General features: G+C 64.0%; 19 protein-coding genes. 15 read left to right on the plus strand and 4 right to left on the minus strand.

The window, feature by feature from the left end; all coding sequences use genetic code 11:
• The first annotated feature begins 250 nt into the window (after positions 1 to 250).
• A complete protein-coding gene (locus AC3WQN_RS20895) occupies positions 251 to 970 on the plus strand; it encodes an SDR family oxidoreductase (RefSeq protein ID WP_103400874.1) in 720 nt (239 codons plus the stop codon).
• Between the two features lie 37 nt (positions 971 to 1,007).
• On the opposite strand, the gene AC3WQN_RS20900 is transcribed toward AC3WQN_RS20895, so the two are convergent.
• Positions 1,008 to 1,679, minus strand: coding sequence for a DUF2268 domain-containing putative Zn-dependent protease (locus AC3WQN_RS20900; RefSeq protein ID WP_103400873.1), 672 nt, complete (start codon positions 1,677 to 1,679; stop codon positions 1,008 to 1,010).
• 222 nt (positions 1,680 to 1,901) lie between these two features.
• Between AC3WQN_RS20900 and AC3WQN_RS20905 the strand changes: the two genes are divergently transcribed.
• The 3 genes from AC3WQN_RS20905 to AC3WQN_RS20915 all read left to right on the plus strand — a co-directional run bounded on the left by AC3WQN_RS20905 (position 1,902) and on the right by AC3WQN_RS20915 (position 3,788).
• The gene (locus tag AC3WQN_RS20905; RefSeq protein ID WP_103400872.1) at positions 1,902 to 2,786 is read left to right on the plus strand and encodes a ChaN family lipoprotein; all 885 of its coding nucleotides are present in this window, start codon (positions 1,902 to 1,904) and stop codon (positions 2,784 to 2,786) included.
• Between the two features lie 91 nt (positions 2,787 to 2,877).
• Positions 2,878 to 3,252 carry a GFA family protein gene (locus tag AC3WQN_RS20910; protein ID WP_103400871.1) on the plus strand — a complete coding sequence of 125 codons (375 nt, stop codon included), beginning with the start codon at positions 2,878 to 2,880 and terminating at the stop codon, positions 3,250 to 3,252.
• A 104-nt stretch (positions 3,253 to 3,356) separates the two neighbouring features.
• Entirely contained in the window at positions 3,357 to 3,788 is a 432-nt protein-coding gene (locus tag AC3WQN_RS20915) for a hypothetical protein (RefSeq protein WP_103400870.1), read from the plus strand.
• Between the two features lie 342 nt (positions 3,789 to 4,130).
• Here AC3WQN_RS20915 and AC3WQN_RS20920 read toward each other — a convergent pair whose 3' ends face one another.
• The 3 genes from AC3WQN_RS20920 to AC3WQN_RS20930 all read right to left on the minus strand — a co-directional run bounded on the left by AC3WQN_RS20920 (position 4,131) and on the right by AC3WQN_RS20930 (position 6,494).
• Positions 4,131 to 4,526, minus strand: coding sequence for a hypothetical protein (locus AC3WQN_RS20920; protein ID WP_103400869.1), 396 nt, complete (start codon positions 4,524 to 4,526; stop codon positions 4,131 to 4,133).
• Positions 4,523 to 5,935, minus strand: coding sequence for a PAAR domain-containing protein (locus tag AC3WQN_RS20925; protein WP_103400868.1), 1,413 nt, complete (start codon positions 5,933 to 5,935; stop codon positions 4,523 to 4,525). Before AC3WQN_RS20925 ends, AC3WQN_RS20920 begins: the two co-directional genes overlap by 4 nt.
• A 169-nt stretch (positions 5,936 to 6,104) precedes the next feature.
• Complete coding sequence (locus AC3WQN_RS20930) at positions 6,105 to 6,494, minus strand: c-type cytochrome (RefSeq protein ID WP_103400867.1); 390 nt, start codon at positions 6,492 to 6,494, stop codon at positions 6,105 to 6,107.
• 185 nt (positions 6,495 to 6,679) lie between these two features.
• Between AC3WQN_RS20930 and AC3WQN_RS20935 the strand changes: the two genes are divergently transcribed.
• From AC3WQN_RS20935 to AC3WQN_RS20985, 11 genes are all read left to right on the plus strand, one after another.
• Positions 6,680 to 7,351 (plus strand): GntR family transcriptional regulator, encoded by a 672-nt coding sequence (locus tag AC3WQN_RS20935; protein WP_103400866.1) that lies wholly within the window; start codon positions 6,680 to 6,682, stop codon positions 7,349 to 7,351.
• A 114-nt stretch (positions 7,352 to 7,465) separates the two neighbouring features.
• The gene (locus AC3WQN_RS20940; RefSeq protein WP_103400865.1) at positions 7,466 to 8,398 is read left to right on the plus strand and encodes a 4-hydroxyproline epimerase; all 933 of its coding nucleotides are present in this window, start codon (positions 7,466 to 7,468) and stop codon (positions 8,396 to 8,398) included.
• The gene (locus AC3WQN_RS20945) at positions 8,395 to 9,510 is read left to right on the plus strand and encodes an NAD(P)/FAD-dependent oxidoreductase (protein WP_103400864.1); all 1,116 of its coding nucleotides are present in this window, start codon (positions 8,395 to 8,397) and stop codon (positions 9,508 to 9,510) included. Before AC3WQN_RS20940 ends, AC3WQN_RS20945 begins: the two co-directional genes overlap by 4 nt.
• A complete protein-coding gene (locus tag AC3WQN_RS20950) occupies positions 9,503 to 9,739 on the plus strand; it encodes a (2Fe-2S)-binding protein (protein WP_095077294.1) in 237 nt (78 codons plus the stop codon). The genes AC3WQN_RS20945 and AC3WQN_RS20950 overlap by 8 nt, the downstream gene beginning before the upstream one ends.
• On the plus strand, positions 9,736 to 10,992 hold the full coding sequence (locus tag AC3WQN_RS20955; RefSeq protein ID WP_103400863.1) for an NAD(P)/FAD-dependent oxidoreductase: 1,257 nt from the start codon (positions 9,736 to 9,738) through the stop codon (positions 10,990 to 10,992). Before AC3WQN_RS20950 ends, AC3WQN_RS20955 begins: the two co-directional genes overlap by 4 nt.
• A gap of 72 nt (positions 10,993 to 11,064) precedes the next feature.
• The gene (locus AC3WQN_RS20960) at positions 11,065 to 11,814 is read left to right on the plus strand and encodes an AraC family transcriptional regulator (RefSeq protein WP_103400862.1); all 750 of its coding nucleotides are present in this window, start codon (positions 11,065 to 11,067) and stop codon (positions 11,812 to 11,814) included.
• A 255-nt stretch (positions 11,815 to 12,069) separates the two neighbouring features.
• Positions 12,070 to 12,888 (plus strand): ABC transporter substrate-binding protein, encoded by an 819-nt coding sequence (locus tag AC3WQN_RS20965; RefSeq protein ID WP_095077297.1) that lies wholly within the window; start codon positions 12,070 to 12,072, stop codon positions 12,886 to 12,888.
• Positions 12,889 to 12,898: 10 nt separating this feature from the next.
• Complete coding sequence (lhpI, locus tag AC3WQN_RS20970; protein ID WP_492589315.1) at positions 12,899 to 14,677, plus strand: cis-3-hydroxy-L-proline dehydratase; 1,779 nt, start codon at positions 12,899 to 12,901, stop codon at positions 14,675 to 14,677.
• The gene (locus tag AC3WQN_RS20975) at positions 14,670 to 15,335 is read left to right on the plus strand and encodes an amino acid ABC transporter permease (protein ID WP_095146411.1); all 666 of its coding nucleotides are present in this window, start codon (positions 14,670 to 14,672) and stop codon (positions 15,333 to 15,335) included. The genes lhpI and AC3WQN_RS20975 overlap by 8 nt, the downstream gene beginning before the upstream one ends.
• Before the next feature lie 10 nt (positions 15,336 to 15,345).
• The gene (locus AC3WQN_RS20980) at positions 15,346 to 15,996 is read left to right on the plus strand and encodes an amino acid ABC transporter permease (RefSeq protein WP_095077300.1); all 651 of its coding nucleotides are present in this window, start codon (positions 15,346 to 15,348) and stop codon (positions 15,994 to 15,996) included.
• Complete coding sequence (locus AC3WQN_RS20985; RefSeq protein WP_103400860.1) at positions 15,989 to 16,711, plus strand: amino acid ABC transporter ATP-binding protein; 723 nt, start codon at positions 15,989 to 15,991, stop codon at positions 16,709 to 16,711. Before AC3WQN_RS20980 ends, AC3WQN_RS20985 begins: the two co-directional genes overlap by 8 nt.
• Positions 16,712 to 16,867: the final 156 nt, after the last annotated feature.

A 16,867-nucleotide genomic window follows, 5' to 3' on the forward strand; every position in this document is an offset into this window, starting at 1 on the left:
GTTGCGCCGCACGCGACTCAATCCCCGGTCGGGTCCTGATTCTTGCTGACAGGCGTAGCGGTTCACAGTGCGCGGTTGGCCAAAAAGAGATCGTAATGGCCAATATACGTGTCCCCTCGACGCCCCACCCTTGCCGCGGATAGGTCCTCGACCTCCGGTAAACATCTGGAAACAGCTAGCTAGTTGCCACACCCGGGATCGTCTGTTTGCATCGCTTCCCTGGATCAACCGCACGTCAAGGAGACAATCGATGAAAACCCTGGTGATAGGCGCCAGCAAAGGCTTGGGCAAGGCCCTGATCGAAGGATTGGGTGAGGCAGGCGATACGCTGTTGGGCGTCTCCCGCTCCCGGCCCGAAAACCTGATGGCAAGGCCCGGTGTTGATCTGAGATGGATTGAGGCCAACCTGGGCGAACCCGCAATGGCGGCGCAGATCATCGAGCAGGCGGTGATCGAGGATGGACTGGACACCCTGGTCTACAACCTGGGCATCTGGGAGGCGCAGGCCTTTGATCCGGCCTACGACTTCCGGGGGGATCACGACGACCAACTGCAAGCCATCGTCAACTGCAACATCACCTCGACCATTCTGCTGATCAAGCGCCTGCTTCCCGTACTGCTCAAAAGCGCCAATCCAAGGATCATCCTGACCGGATCGACATCAGGCTTGCCGCAGAGTGGACGGCCGGAAGTGGCCTTCGGTGCCTCCAAGTTCGCCCTGCGCGGTATCGCCGACGCCTTGCGCGAGGGTTATCGGGAGCAGCGCCTGGGCGTGACCTTGCTGAACCTCGGCTACCTCAATACCGAGGATGCGCTGAGCACACCACGAGCGCTGGCCGAGCAGCGCGGCGAAGGCCAACTGATCCCGGTGCATGACGTTGTACAGGTGGTGCGCATGGCCTTGAGCCTGTCTTCGGCCAGCTTCGTCAAGGAACTCACTTTGCCCGCGATCGGGGATGAGCGCTTCTGACGCTTGGGTAGAGGGTGGGCGCCCCCACCCTCGTCACTCAGGGTTCGAGCAGCACAATGCCTGCCTCAACCGCCGAGGCGATGATGTCCTTCGCCGGTACGTTGATCCAGGTGGCGGCGTCGACTTCCCCCGTTGCCGCCAGCCAGTGCCCGACCATCCGGTAACCGAGCGTATAGCCCAGCCAGCGCGGACGAGCCCCGGTACCAAAGAACCACTCGTTGTGGTCGTAGTACGTCGCCTCAAGTGCCCTGAGGTCGACGGGTGAGCATGCCAACTCTGCGGCGGTGAGGGCCTGCTCCCAAGGCTCGGGTTCGCTGTCGAGCAACTGCCTGACAAACTGGCCGGCCAGCCCCTCGCTGACCAGCGCCTCGCCCAGGGTCCAACCGTAGCCTGGCCCCGCCATGCGCAGGCAATGATGAACCTCGTGGATGACCTGCCGCTGCAAGGTGCCGTTGCGCAGGCTGGACGAGAAATTCGGGTTGTCCGGGTCGAGGGTCATCGAGAACATGCTGCTGCGATACGCTCGCCCGACGAGGCCCATTTCAGCAATGGTCTCGCCCGGCAGCCTCTGGATCAGCACATCCAGTCGTGGCGGCGGCAGCAGGCGGGAAATCGCCTGGTAGGCGACGTCGAATTCGTCGATCACATCACCACGAATCTCGCCAAGGCTCCCCGAGGCTTCCAGCCAGTGCAGCGTCCATGCGTCCATTGTCACCTCTTGATGGTCATCCCGGGTATGAAGTCCTTCATCCGGGTGCGCCATCATAACCATCGACAACCGGCCTGGCCAAAGCCGCTCTGTTTGCCCCTGAAGACGTTTTGGACTGCGCCACTGGCGGCGCGCTATTGTGACCCTCTATTGTTACTCCAGGATGGTTGCCCCCCTCCACCTCATCGGAACGAGGGGCTCTCTTTCTAACAAGGACTACCGATGCGCCTTCTGTTGCTTTGCCTGTTCAGCCTGTTGGCGGCCTGCCAATCCCATCACGTACTGCCGCCTCCGGCGCCAATCGCCCCGCAAGGGCGTGACCACGCCGACCTGGGAATGATCCGTGAACTCGCCACCGGCCGCACTCTCACCCCGCAGCAATTGGTCGAACGCCTCGCCAGCGCGCCGCGGGTACTGGTCGGCGAACAGCACGACAACCCCGATCACCACGCCGTGCAATTGTGGCTGCTGCGCGAACTGGCGGCGCAACGCCCCCAGGGCAGCCTGCTGATGGAAATGCTCAACCCCGACCAGCAGGCCAGGATCGATGCCGCGCAAACCGCGACCCGTGCCGGCCAGCCACCGGCCGATCCTTACCAGGCACTGGCCTGGCGAGCCAACTGGGACTGGAGTGTGTATGGCGCGCTGGTGACCTACGCCCTGGGGCAACCCTACCCGCTGCTGGCGGCCAACCTGGACCGGGCGCAGATCAGGCAGATCTACAAACAGCGTCCTGTGCTGACCGGCGATGCCTCCACCGCCCCACAGGTGCAAGCCACCTTGCTGGACGATATTCGCGAGTCCCATTGCGGCCTGTTGCCCGAAGCGCAGATGCCGGCGATGCTCGCCGTGCAGCAGCAACGTGACCGACGCATAGCCGAGCGCCTGCTGGCCGCACCGGCACCCGCGCTGCTGTTGGCCGGGGCCTTCCATGTGCGCAAGGACCTGGGCGTGCCCCTGCACCTGAAAGACCTGGGAGCGGGCGAAGGCAATGCGGTGTTGGTGTTGGCCGAGGTCGGCAAGACCGTGACCGCCGAAAGCGCGGATTATGTGTGGTACACCGCCGCGCAACCGGCACAGGACCATTGCGCGAAACTGCGTCAGTAAACCCGGCTCGCGGGAGCGGCTCCGGCCGCTCCCCAATCGCCAAGGGGGCACCTGAACGCTACAGTAGCGCGACGACATTCAGGACACCCCCATGGACGAACTTCACCACGGCAGTTGCCTGTGCGGCGCTGTGCACTACCAGCTATCCAGCGCGCTCAAGGCCATTACCCACTGCCATTGCCGCCGATGCCAAAAGGCCCATGGCGCAGCCTTCGCCACCTACGGCAGCGTACCCCGGTCGGCGCTGTCGCTGATTGACCCTGCCGCCACCCTCAAGGCCTATGAATCCTCCCCCGGCGTCACCCGGCAATTCTGCAGCGACTGTGGCGCGTCTCTGTTCTGGCGCAATTCACAAGGCCCCTATGCCGACTGGATCTCCATCGCCATCGCCACCCTGGACACGCCGCTGCCACCTGCCCGGCAGAAACACAGTTGCCTTGACCAGAAAGCCTGCTGGTATGAATAAGCACCGGTCAGCCAACCGGCCGCAAAAAAATCCTGCACAGCCCATTCGGCTGCTATTGTGCCGCGCTGAAAAAGATCAACGGTTTGATTGCGAGGAAGTGGACGTTGAATAGTGACGAGAAAATGACCGGCGACCTGTTCGAAGTGGACAAGCGCCTGGCGCTCAAGCCCGTGGTGGACTTCAACAGCTACCTGCGCACCGCCTTCGGCAACGGCCCCTGCACGTGCAGCCGCTGTGCCGCCAGCGCAGGCGACGAGACGGGCTATGAGCACCGGCACACCTTCACCTTCGACGGCCAACCGGCCAACCGCCGCTTTGCCTCGACCTCAGGCAGCGATGTCCTGCTGATGCTGAAAAAGGCCTGGCTGTCCTACACCAAGGTCGAGCTGGACGTCAGCGGCAACCTGGCGCTGGACACCGTCAAGGAATTTGTCGAGCCCGACCTGCACAAGCGACTCGTACCCCTGTTCGTAGCCAGTGGACTGGTCAAGGACATCGATGGCCAACTGCAGATCCAGGCGCACGTGGCTGGTTGATAACGGCCTTGCACATCACTGCAATGCGACGCTACAAACAGGACGAAGCCCCGCCCAGGCCGACGCCAAAGTGGCCGTCGGACCTGAAGGTACGGCGGCCTTGACGACCTGCTCTCTATGGGCGGCGTAACCGGGACGTTCTCAAGGGCCAGTGCGACTGTCAGCTTCCAGAGAGTTTGAGCAGGGCGACATTGAGAAACAACCAGGCAAGACCGATACCCAGAAACCAGGATGACCAGATCATTCGTGGTTATGGCCTGACCTATAAGGCAGACCAGGAATGACCCCAGCATCAAGGCAAACGCCCACCAGGGACTCCAGAACTCAGCCATGTAATGGTGACTATCGCAACCAGCCGATAGTTTTAGCAACACCCCACATTAAAAATAGCGAACTTAAAAGTACTATCCCAACCCACTGAAAAAGGATCAGTTTTCGCTTCAGTTGCAGGGGGAATTGGGTCAGATCTGCGTCAATGACTTCCCCGCGTTTCAAGTAAAAGCCAGGAAACGTGACAACCCCTGAAATGCTGCCAACCAGCAACAACTTGCCCCAAAGACCACCGTGTTTGAGTGAAACTAATCTGTTGACCGAAGGACAGTTCTTGAGGTGTCCTAACATCAAATCCAATTGAGTGTTGGCCATGTATAACCCAACCCCAATCCATGTAAGTAAGCCCAAGACAACCCCACCGCCACCAAAGAGGATAAAGACCTCACGCGGCTCGAAGGTACTCATCGAGTCTGCTCATAGATAATGTCACCAATACTTTCTCCAAACTCCCCTCCTGCAACACCAGAAGCAAAAGATGCTGCCCCAACCACCAAAACACCGCATACGAGCAACGATGTCCCTCCCGTTGGGACACCAAGCCCAACGCATAGCCCTGTAACGGCTGGAGCCGTTAAAAGTGCACCGGCGACCATACCGCCTGCTCCTCCTCCGACAAAGCTACCCGTCTCAGTAAACTTGACCCGCTCACAGGCCTCGCTGCTCCCCGCCGTACACACGCCCTGGACCTTCAGGGCAGAGGCACCAACGCCAAGAACTGGACCAATCCATCCGCCGCGCTTGAGGATGGAAGTGGCCTTGGCCGCGCTATCGATATGAGCGGCGTAACCCGGTATTTGCCCTGTGACATTGGCTTTGCTCCAGTGGTGAACCAGGCTGCGGCTGGAGATGCCCAGAGCGCGCTTCAAGTTCGGATGATCGGGGAAACCGATGCCTTTACGCGTCAGGGTCGTCAAATGGGTATTGAGTTGCGCAAGCAGACTTTGACGCTCGGCAAAAAACGTCGGCGACCGCAGGTGTCCATCTCTCTGGAACGCACGCAGATGCAAGGCTTCGATCTCATGCAGAATCTTGCTTACGTTATCCAGGTTACTTTTGAAAATATCCTTGCCGATGCCAATAGCGGTTGACCCCAGGGCCAGAAAGGTCTGGATTTCGTCACGGTGATGCACCATGAAATCCGCTTCTTCCGGGCTCAGCGCTTCGAGTGTCGTGTTCAGCCCGGCCGCCACCTCCATGAGCAAGGCCTCTTCACGACGGCATTGCAGGTTGCCGGGATCACTCAGCACGATCATCGAGCCAGCTTTGACAACACCTGAAACGGGGTTGAGCAACTGAAACTTGCCCATCACCGCCGGGTCGCGCAGGGTGAACAACGTCGACTCCAACTCTTCACGGGTGGTGCTCTTGGGCACGATGTAGAAGCCGGGCTCCAAGGCTTGCGCGCTACTGAACCACCCTGGAGTGGGAGGGCTCGGTGCGGGGGCGAAACCTGCGGGACGCGGCTCGGCTACCGGTTGCCGGGCAGCGACCGGAGCGGCTGCTCGGGGGCGCGGTGCAACGTCGCCATCGTTGAACAACTGACACCTGAGATTCTGGTTGGCAATCAGCCGCGGCGGCGGGTCGCACTTGCAACGGCAGAGGTCGCCGTCGAGGGCGGCGTTGCGCCCATCCAGCAGGTCCACCAGGTGCGGGCCGTCGCAGACGATGACCCCGGTGCTGTCACATTCCGGGCAGTCAACCTCATCGCCCTCTCGGGCCATGACCTGGCCATTGATCGTGCTGTACTCGTAGCCCGTGAGCACGGTGCCATTGACCGTGGTTTTGGCTCCAACGGTGATGTGATAGCGCCTCATGCCAGACACGTCCTTATGTGATCGGTAGGGACGAGCACGCTAGACGAGGAGGCACGAGGAGATAAATCAGACGTTTCGTTGAGTGGTGTAGGTTTGCTCTTTGATTGCAGGGACTGGCAACGCAGTGACATGTGAGCAAAAGGTTGCGCCCTGCCCGGCTATTCAGGCATCACTGCGGCTGAAAGCCCTGCAAATACGCCAGCAGATTGTCGATTTTCTCCTGGTCGCTGAGCCCCCAGAAGATCATGCGGGTGCCGGGGACCACGGCCTTGGGGTCTTCGAGGTAGGCGGTCAGGGTGTCGCGGGTCCAGACGATGTCGGCGGATTTCATCGCATCGGAGTACTGGTAGCCGGCGGCGCTGCCCGCCTGGCGGCCAAAAATGGCGTTGAGTGGCGGACCGAATCCGGCCCGTGCCGATTCCCCGACCTGATGGCAACCGCCGCAGATGCGCTTGAACAGTTTTTCGCCGGCCTGGGCATCCCCCGCCCCTGCGGTGGCCGGGCTGGCCAGTCCGGCCATGAGTATCCAGGCGAAGGTCAATGCTGCGGTGTTCTTCATGCTCGGTTTCCAGTCGGGGGTGGCTGACCGCCAATGCGGGGCGCTATTGGAGCATGACCGGCCTGTGCACCGCAGCCAGCGCCGTCATAAAGGTGATGCGCCCCCCAAGGTTGCCACGGTCCCGGGAAGCCCAACGAAAGAATTTCGTATACCCTATCGCTATCTCACTCCAAACGACCACCACCGTGAACCTACCCAGACTCAACGCTCCCGACCTCGGCAACACGCCTTCGACGTCGGAAATCATCACCCGCCACCTGCGTGACGCCATCGTCGCCGGGCACTTCGCCGAGGACGAGCCGATTCGTCAAGACGACATTGCCCGGCAGTTCAACGTCAGCAAGATCCCGGTGCGCGAGGCCCTCAAGCGTCTGGAGGCTGAAGGCCTGGTGATGTTCCAGCGCAATCGCGGGGCGATGGTCACGCGGATTTCCGACGCGGAACTGGCGCAGATGTTCGAAGTGCGCATGTTGCTGGAAGACAAGGTGCTGCGCCTGGCCATCCCCAACATGACGCAGGACACCTTCGACCGCGCGGAGCGCATCTGCCAGGAATTCATTGGCGAGGACGACGTCGGCCGCTGGGCCGAACTCAACTGGGAACTGCACTCCTGCCTGTATGAGCCGGCACAGCGTCCGTTCCTGGTCAGCCTGATTCGTTCGGTCAATGACAAACTGGAGCGCTACCTGCGCATGCAGATGAGCCTCTCGGCCGGCAAGGAGCGGGCCGATCACGAGCACCGGGAAATCCTCGCGGCCTGCCGTGCCGGTGACGTCGACCTGGCGGTGAAACTGCTGGACGAGCACATTGCCGGGGTCTGCAAGACCCTGTTCGAGCACCTGCCCCACAGCCACTGAGCCGCCAGGCCACTGTGCTGATTTCGTCATCGGCACCGGATAAATCCATCAAGCCGACACCCCCCTGGAGAGGCCACTCTTTCGTTCACTCATCTGAACGGACGTGGCCCACCCATGAAACGCATCACCGTGATCGACTCCCACACCGGCGGCGAACCCACCCGCCTGGTGACCGCCGGTTTCCCTGACCTGGGCAGCGGCAGCATGGCCGAACGTCGCCAGCGACTGGCCGAGCACCACGATCAATGGCGCGCCGCCTGCGTGCTGGAACCACGGGGCAGCGACGTACTGGTGGGCGCACTGCTGTGCGAGCCTGTGGACCCGAGCGCCTGTGCCGGGGTGATTTTCTTCAACAACACCGGCTACCTGGGAATGTGCGGCCACGGCACCATTGGCCTGGTGGCCTCGCTGGCACACCTGGGCAGGATCGGCCCCGGTGTGCACAGCATCGAGACCCCGGTGGGCACCGTGCAGGCGACCCTGCACGACGACCATTCGGTGAGCGTGCGCAACGTACCGGCCTACCGTTACCGCAAGTCCCTGGCCCTGGACGTCCCGGGAATCGGCCGGGTGGTTGGCGACATCGCCTGGGGCGGAAACTGGTTTTTCCTGATGGCTGAGCATGGCCTGCGGGTGGCCGGCGACAACCTGGACGCACTGACCGCCTACACCTTCGCCGTGCAGCAGGCACTGGAAGTCCAGGGCATTCGTGGCGAAGACGGCGGCCTGATCGATCATGTCGAACTGTTCGCCGATGACGAGCAAGCCGACAGCCGCAACTTCGTACTCTGCCCCGGCAAAGCCTACGACCGCTCACCCTGCGGCACCGGCACCAGCGCCAAACTGGCGTGCCTGGCCGCCGACGACAAGTTGCAGCCGGGGCAGATCTGGCGCCAGGCCAGTGTGATCGGCAGCGAGTTCGAAGGCTCTTACGAACGGCAGGGCGAGCGCATTGTGCCGACCATTCGCGGTCGCGCGTTCATCAGCGCCGAAGCCAGCCTGATCATCGAGCAGGACGACCCGTTCGCCTGGGGCATTCGCCCATGAGCCAGGGCCAGGTGGCCGATGTGATCGTGATCGGCGCCGGCATCATCGGCGCCGCCTGTGCCCAGGCCCTGGCCCTTCGCGGCTTGCGTGTACTGGTGCTCGACGCCGGTTTGCCCGGCGCCACGGCGGCCGGCATGGGGCACTTGCTGGTGCTCGACGATAACCCGGCCGAACTGGCCCTGAGTCAGTATTCCCTGCAACGCTGGCGCGAACACGCGCTGTCCTTGCCCGAAGGCTGCGCCTACCGCAGCAATGGCACCCTGTGGCTGGCGGCCAATGCCGAAGAAATGGCCGTGGCCCAGAGCAAATACCTGAACCTGCAGGCCCAGGGCGTGGCGTGCGAGTTGCTCGGTGCCAGCGCCCTGCGCCAGCGCGAACCAGAACTGCGCGCAGGCCTGGAGGGCGGCCTGCTGATCCATGACGACGGCATTCTCTATGCCCCGGCCACCGCTCGCTGGATGCTCGACCACGCGAACATCCGCCAACGCCGGGCGCGGGTCTGCGAAGTCGAGGGCAACCGCGTGCGCCTGGACGACGGCCACTGGCTGAGTGCCGAGGCGGTGGTACTGGCCAACGGTATCCAGGCCAGCGAGCTGTGCCCGGAGTTGCCGATCGAACCGAAGAAAGGCCACCTGCTGATCACCGACCGCTACCCCGGCACCGTCACCCACACGCTGGTGGAACTCGGTTACGTCACCAGCGCCCACACCGCCAGCGGCCCGTCGACGGCCTGCAACATCCAACCGCGGCCGACCGGCCAGTTGTTCATCGGTGCCTCGCGCCAGTTCGGCACCACCGACCCCCAGGTCGAGGGCTGGATGCTAGCGAAGATGCTCAAGCGCGCTACCGAATACATGCCAGGGCTGGCCCAACTCAACGGCATCCGTGCCTGGACCGGCTTTCGTGCCGCCAGCCCCGACGGCCTGCCGCTGGTGGGCCAGCACCCACAACGCCAGGGCCTGTGGCTGGCGGTCGGTCACGAGGGCCTGGGGGTGACCACCGCCCCCGGCACCGCGGACCTGTTGCTGGCGCAGTTGTTCGACGAGCCCTCGCCACTGGCCGCGCAACCTTATCTGCCACAACGTTTCCTCGGGGAGGCCGTGTATGCCTGACTTGATCCTGGACGGTCGCGCCCTGCGCGTGGCCGAAGGCACCAGTGTGGCCGCCGCGCTGGCCCTGGGGGGCGACGGTTGCAGTCGCACCTCGGTCAGTGGCCAGCGCCGCGCACCGCTGTGCGGCATGGGCATCTGCCAGGAATGCCGGGTGACCATTGACGGCCGGCGGCGCCTGGCCTGCCAGACTCAATGCCGTGATGGCATGCAGGTGGAGACACGACCATGAGCGACTACGCCGACCTGCTGATCATCGGTGCCGGCCCCGCCGGCATGGCCGCCGCCCTCGCCGCCGCCCCCAGTGGCGCACGCATCGTCCTGCTCGACGACAACCCGCTGCCGGGTGGACAGATCTGGCGCGACGGCCCCCAAGCCAGCCTGCCGAACCCGGCCCGGCGCCTGCGCGAGCGCCTGGAGGCCTGCAGCAACATCCGCCGTCACCCCGCTACCCGGGTGATCGCCTGCGCCGGCCCGAAACAACTGCTGGTGGAAGACGATGAGCGCGGCTGGCTGATCGGCTACGACAAACTGATCCTGTGTACCGGTGCCCGCGAACTGCTCCTGCCCTTCCCCGGCTGGACCTTGCCGGGGGTGACCGGGGCCGGTGGCCTGCAGGCGCTGATCAAGGGCGGCCTACCGGTGCAGGGTGAACGCCTGGTGATCGCCGGCAGCGGGCCGTTGCTGCTGGCCAGCGCCGCCACCGCCCGACACAACGGCGCCCAGGTACTGCGCATCGCCGAGCAAGCCCCCCTGGCCGCCGTCGCCGGCTTCGCCGCGCACCTGCCACGCTGGCCCAACAAGCTGATGCAGTCGTTCACCCTGTTCGACCGTCACTACCGCAGCAGCACCCATGTATTGGCTGCCCTCGGCACTGAACGGCTGGAAGGCGTGCGCCTGCAACAACACGGAAAAATCGTCGAGCTGGCCTGTGATCGCCTGGCCTGTGGCTTCGGCTTGATCCCCAACACCCAATTGGGCCAAGCCCTGGGGTACGCCGTCGAAGGGCAAGCCCTGGCGGTGGATGCCTGGCAGGCCAGCAGCCGTGCCGATCACTACGCGGCGGGCGAATGCACCGGTTTCGGCGGCAGCGAACTGGCGTTGGTGGAAGGCGCGATTGCCGGCCACGCCGCCGTCGGGGACAGGGAAGCGGCCCGGCACCTGTGGCCGCGCCGGGCGCGTTGGCAGGGCTTCGCCCAAGTCCTGAACCGGGCGTTTACCCTCGGAGCGCCACTCAAGTCCCTGGCCACTCCCGACACCCTGGTCTGCCGCTGCGAAGACGTGCCCTACTGCGCACTGGCCGGCCACACCGACTGGCGCGAGGCCAAGCTGGCCAGTCGCTGCGGCATGGGCGCCTGTCAGGGCCGGGTATGCGGCGCTGCCGTGCAGCACCTGTTCGGCTGGCAACCTTCGACACCACGCCCACCGTTCAGCCCGGCACGGATCGAGACCTTGCTGTGCCTGGACGACACCCCGCCGGCCTGAATCCCACCGGGGCTTCCGGCCACGCGGCCGAGCCTCTATGATCCCGGGGGTCCCCACCAGACCCTCGGCGCCATGTACCCCTCACTCAACGCCTTCAAGCCCTGCGACCTGCCGACCTTGCTCGACAGCCTAGCCCCCATCGCACCCTTGCTCGACACCCTGGCGGACGTGGTGTTTTTCATCAAGGACCGCGAGGCCCGCTATGCCTTCGTCAACCAGACCCTGGCCCGGCGTTGCGGCTTCAAGCACAGTGCCGACCTGCTCGGGCTGACCGCCGACCAGGTCTTCCCCGAACGCTTCGGCCCGCTGTACACCGAACAGGATCGGCGGGTGCTGGCCAGCGGTCGCGAATTGGCCGACCAGCTTGAACTCCATCTCTACTACGGCAACCAGCCCATCTGGTGCCTGACCCACAAGCTCGCCCTGCGCGACCAGCACGGTCATATCGTCGGCCTGGCCGGCATCTCCCGCGACTTGCAGTTGCCGCAATCCAGCCACCCGGCGTTCCAGAAACTGGCGGCGGTGGACGCCCATATCCGTCGCCACTTCGCCCGGCCTATCAGCTTGGCCGAGCTGACGGCCATCGCCGGTTTCTCCGTGGCGCAACTGGAGCGTCACTGCAAACGGGTGTTCCAGCTCACCCCACGGCAGATGATTCACAAGGCCCGCCTGGAGGAAGCCTCGCGGCTGTTACTGGAGACCGAACAGCCCATCACCGAGATCGCCCTGCGCTGCGGTTACACCGACCACAGCGCCTTCAGCCGACAGTTCCGCGCCTTGACCAGCCTCTCGCCCAGCCAGTACCGCGACAACCGGCGCTGAGCCTGGGCCCCGCCGGTGTTCCCTAAAGGGGCGCGCGCGCGGCCACTGCTCCCATATGTAACACCCACCACCGGGCGTCCGACGCGCCCGGTGTCACCCTGCCGGCGACTGCGCCGCTGCAAAGCCTCTAGTTCAAGGCCTGAGAATTTATTCGTGCTTTGGCCTGGAAACAGGCACAGTGATTGCTATTGTTAATATCGTATACGAAATCCCCAATACGATACCTGACCGCACTTCACCCACCACGAGGCCTCTATGAAAAACCCAGCATTTGCCGTAGCCCTCAGCGCTGTGCTCAGTACCTCCTTCATCGCCACCGCCCAGGCCGACAAGCTCGACGACATCATCGGTTCCGGCAAGCTGCGCTGCGCCGTGACCCTGGACTTCCCGCCCATGGGTTTTCGCGATGCCGGCAACAACCCGGCCGGATTCGACGTGGACTACTGCCACGACCTGGCGAAGATCCTCGGCGTGGATGCCGAAGTGGTGGAAACACCCTTCCCCGACCGTATCCCGGCACTGGTCTCCGGGCGCGCCGACGTGATCGTCGCCTCCACCTCCGACACCCTCGAACGGGCCAAGACCGTCGGCCTGACCGTGCCCTACTTCGCCTTCCAGATGGTGGTGCTGACCCGCGACAACACCGGCATCAACGGCTTCGCCGACCTCAAGGGCAAACCCGTGGGCAACACCAGCGGCACCTATGAGGCCATCGCCCTGGAAAAAGACGTGAAGAACTGGGGCACCGGCACCTTCCGCGCCTATCAGTCGCAGAACGACACCTTGCTGGCGGTCGCCCAAGGCCATATCGACGCCACCGTGGTGACCAACACCGTGGCCGCCGCCACCCTCAAGTCGGGCAAATACAAGAACCTGAAAGTCGCCGGCAACGCCCCCTACGTGATCGACTACGTGTCCCTGGGCGCCAAGCGCAACGAGTATGGCCTGCTCAACTACCTCAACCTGTTCGTCAACCAGCAGGTGCGCACCGGTCGTTACAACGAGTTGTTCGTCAAATGGGTCGGCACCGAGATCCCGCCCACCAACCTGACCGTGCCACAGGTCTACTACTGAGATGTCCGGTATGCCTGGGCCAACCGCTCTGACCGGGCGCAGCCTGGTCGCGGGCGCCGCACAGGGCGCCCTGTTGTTCGCCGACGTCGGCTTGAGCTTCTGGGGTGGGGTCGACCCGTTCAGCGGGGAAGTCATCGACCGCCACCACCCCCTCAGCGGTGAACACCTGGCCGGCCGGGTGCTGGCCATTCCCAGTGGCCGTGGCTCCTGTACCGGCAGCAGTGTGTTGATGGAGTTGATCAGCAACGGTCATGCACCTGCAGCCCTGGTGCTGGCCGAAGCGGATGAAATCCTGACCCTGGGCGTGCTGGTGGCCCAGGTCATTTTCGAGCGTTCCCTGCCGGTGCTGTGCATCGGCCGGGAGGCCTTCGCCGCCTTGCGCGGCAAGGCCTTCGCCCGGGTCGAGGACGGCGCCCTGAGTCTGTTCCAACAACCACCAACTGATACCTGGCAGGCACCCGCCAGCCCGTTGCCGAGTGCAGCGGGCGCACCGTCGATCGAACTCAGCGAGCTCGATCGGGCGCTGCTCGACGGCCAGCTGGGCAAGGCCGCCCAGGTGGCCATGCAGATCGTCTTGCGCATGGCCGAACTGCAAGGTGCCCACGGCCTGGTGGATGTCACCCAGGCCCACATCGATGGCTGCATCTATACCGGGCCGGCGAGCCTGCGTTTTGCCGAACAACTGGTGCAATGGGGAGCAAACGTCCGGGTGCCGACCACCCTCAACTCGATCTCCGTCGACCAGCGCCGCTGGCGCGAACTGGGCATCGACCCGACCCTTGGGGAACCGGCCAGTGCCTTGGGCGACGCGTACATGGCAATGGGCGCGCAGTTGAGTTTCACGTGCGCCCCCTACCTGCTCGACAGCGCACCGAAGGCCGGCGAACAGATCGTCTGGGCCGAGTCCAACGCCGTGGTCTACGCCAACAGCGTGCTCGGCGCCCGCACCCTGAAATACCCGGACTACCTGGACATCTGCATCGCCCTGACCGGTCGCGCGCCGCTGATTGGCTGCCACCTGGACGCGCAGCGCAAAGCGGCGCTGCGCGTCGAACTGCCCGACCTGGGGGAATTGGACGATGCCTTCTACCCGCTGCTGGGTTACCACATCGGCGGGTTGGCAGGGAGCCGCATTCCCCTGGTGCTCGGGCTGGAACAACGCACGCCCGACCTGGACGACCTGAAAGCCTTCGGCGCGGCCTTCGCCACCACCTCCGCCGCGCCCTTGTTCCACATCGCCGGGGTCACCCCGGAAGCCATGGACCCGGCGCAGGTGCTGGACCCGCAGGCCGTCCTACCACTGCAGCGCATCCGCCTGGAGGACCTGCTGGTCAGCTGGCGCGAGCTCAACAGCGCCCGCGACAGCCGGGTGGATGTGGTGTCGCTGGGCAATCCGCATTTCTCCCTCAGCGAATTTGCCCGGCTGGCGCGGCTGTGTCGCGGTCGGCGCAAGCACCCGCAGGTGGTGCTCGCCATCACCTGCGGCCGTGCGGTGCTGGAGCAGGCGCGTGCGGCCGGGCACATCGCGGTGATCGAGGCCTTTGGCGCGACCCTGGTCACCGACACCTGCTGGTGCATGCTCGGCGAGCCGGTGATCCCGCCGGCCGCCACCACCTTGATGACCAACTCGGGCAAGTACGCCCATTACGCACCGGGCCTGGTGGGGCGCAAGGTGCACTTCGCCAGCCTCACCGAATGTGTCGACGCTGCCTGCAGCGCTACCGCCAGCGGGCGCCTGCCGGCCTGGCTGCAACCTGCCACCCACCTTGAGAGCCCCGCGCATGTTTGATTACACCTTCCAATGGCGCTCTGCGCTGCGTGCCCTGCCGGACATGCTCGCCGGTGCGCTGGTCACCTTCGAGACCGCGGCGCTGTCGATGATCTTCGGCGTGCTGATCGCCCTGGCCCTGACCGTGATGCGAGAAACCAAAAACCCGCTGCTGCGTGGCATCGGCAACGGCTGGGTATCGATCGCCCGCAACACCCCGTCGCTGTTCCAGATCTACGTCCTGTATTTCGGCCTGGGTTCCCTGGGCCTGCATGTCAGTTCGTGGCTGGCCCTGCTGGCCGGGATCACCTTCAACAATGCCGGTTACCTGGCGGAGAACTTTCGCGGAGGTCTCAAGGCGGTGCCCGATACCCAGGTGCGGGCGGCACGCTCGCTGGGCATGAGTGCCTTCCAGGCCTACCGCATGATCATCGTCCCGCAGTTGCTGCGGATCGTGTTCTACCCGTTGACCAATCAGATGGTCTGGGCGGTGCTCATGACCTCGCTGGGGGTAATCGTCGGGCTGAACAACGACCTGACCGGGGTGACCCAGGACTACAACGTCAAGACGTTCCGCACCTTCGAGTACTTCGCCATTGCAGCGGTGCTGTATTACCTGATTGCCAAGGCGATCGTCGCGGTAGCCCGGCTGATGTCCTGGCGGCTGTTCCGTTACTGAGGAGGTGAACATGTCGAACACCGGCTTTTCCATGAATGACCTGCTGTTCCTCCTCGAGGGTGCCTGGGTCACGCTACAACTGACGTTCTGGTCGATCATCCTCGGCTCCTTCGCCGGGCTGCTATTCGGTCTGCTGCGCGCCCTGTTGCCACGGGCCAGCCTGCCACTGGCCTGGGTGCTGGACGTGTTTCGCAGCGTGCCGCTGCTGATCCAGTTCGTGCTGTTCAACTCGCTCAAGAGCATCGTCGGCCTGGACATCAGTGCCTTCAGCGTTGGCTGCATTGTGCTGGGGGTCTACGCCGCCGCGTACTTCACCGAAATCGTGCGCAGCGGCGTGCTCTCGGTGCCGTTCACCCTGCGCCGGGCCAGTCGCTCGCTGGGGCTCAGCTACCTGCAGGACCTGCGCTGGATCGTCCTGCCGATGGCCACCCGCGTGGCCTTCCCCGGCTGGCTGAACCTGGTACTCAGTGTGATGAAAGACACCGCGCTGGTGATGTGGATCGGCATCGTCGAACTGCTGCGCGCCTCGCAAACCATCGTGACCCGCATCCAGGAACCCCTGCTGGTGCTGTGCATCGCGGGCCTCATCTACTACGTCATGAGCCTGGTGGTCGCTCGCCTGGGCGCCCGTCTGGAAAGAAGGTGGCAAGAAAATGATTGAGATCGACAACGTACACAAATCCTTCGGCGACCTGGCAGTGGTCAAGGGTGTCAGCCTGACGGTGAACAAGGGCGAGGTGGTGTCGATCATCGGCGGCTCCGGCTCCGGAAAATCCACGCTGCTGATGTGCATCAACGGCCTGGAGCCGATCCAGAAAGGCAACATCCGCGTCGACGGCGTCGAGGTCCACCACAGCGCCACCGACCTCAACCGCCTGCGGCAGAAGATCGGCATCGTGTTCCAGCAATGGAACGCCTTTCCCCACCTCACGGTGCTGGAAAACGTGATGCTGGCGCCACGCAAGGTGCTCGGCAAAAGCAAGGCCGAGGCCGAGGAACTGGCGGTCCGGCAGCTGACCCACGTGGGCCTGGGCGACAAGCTCAAGACCTTCCCCGGCAAGCTCTCCGGTGGTCAACAACAGCGCATGGCAATTGCCCGCGCCCTGGCCATGTCGCCGGACTACATGCTGTTCGACGAGGCCACCTCGGCCCTCGACCCACAGCTGGTGGGCGAAGTGCTGGACACCATGCGCATGCTCGCCGAAGACGGCATGACCATGGTCCTGGTGACCCATGAAATCCGTTTCGCCCGCGACGTGTCCGACCGCGTGGCGTTCTTTCGCAACGGCCTGGTGCACGAGATCGGCTCGCCGGACCAGGTCATTGGCAATCCCTTGCACGCGGAAACCGCGGCCTTTATCAAGTCGGTGAAATGACCAATGGCCTCTTCGCGAGCAAGCCCGCTCCCACATGGGTTCTCCTGTGCGCCACAGATCCTGAGTGCACCGGAGGTCTACTGTGGGAGATTCTATGTTTGAGGGGAAGCTCCAATAACTGAGTTTGGGTGGTATTCGCTCTGGTTTTTCATCAGG

This window comes from Pseudomonas sp. FW300-N1A1 (assembly GCF_058789115.1).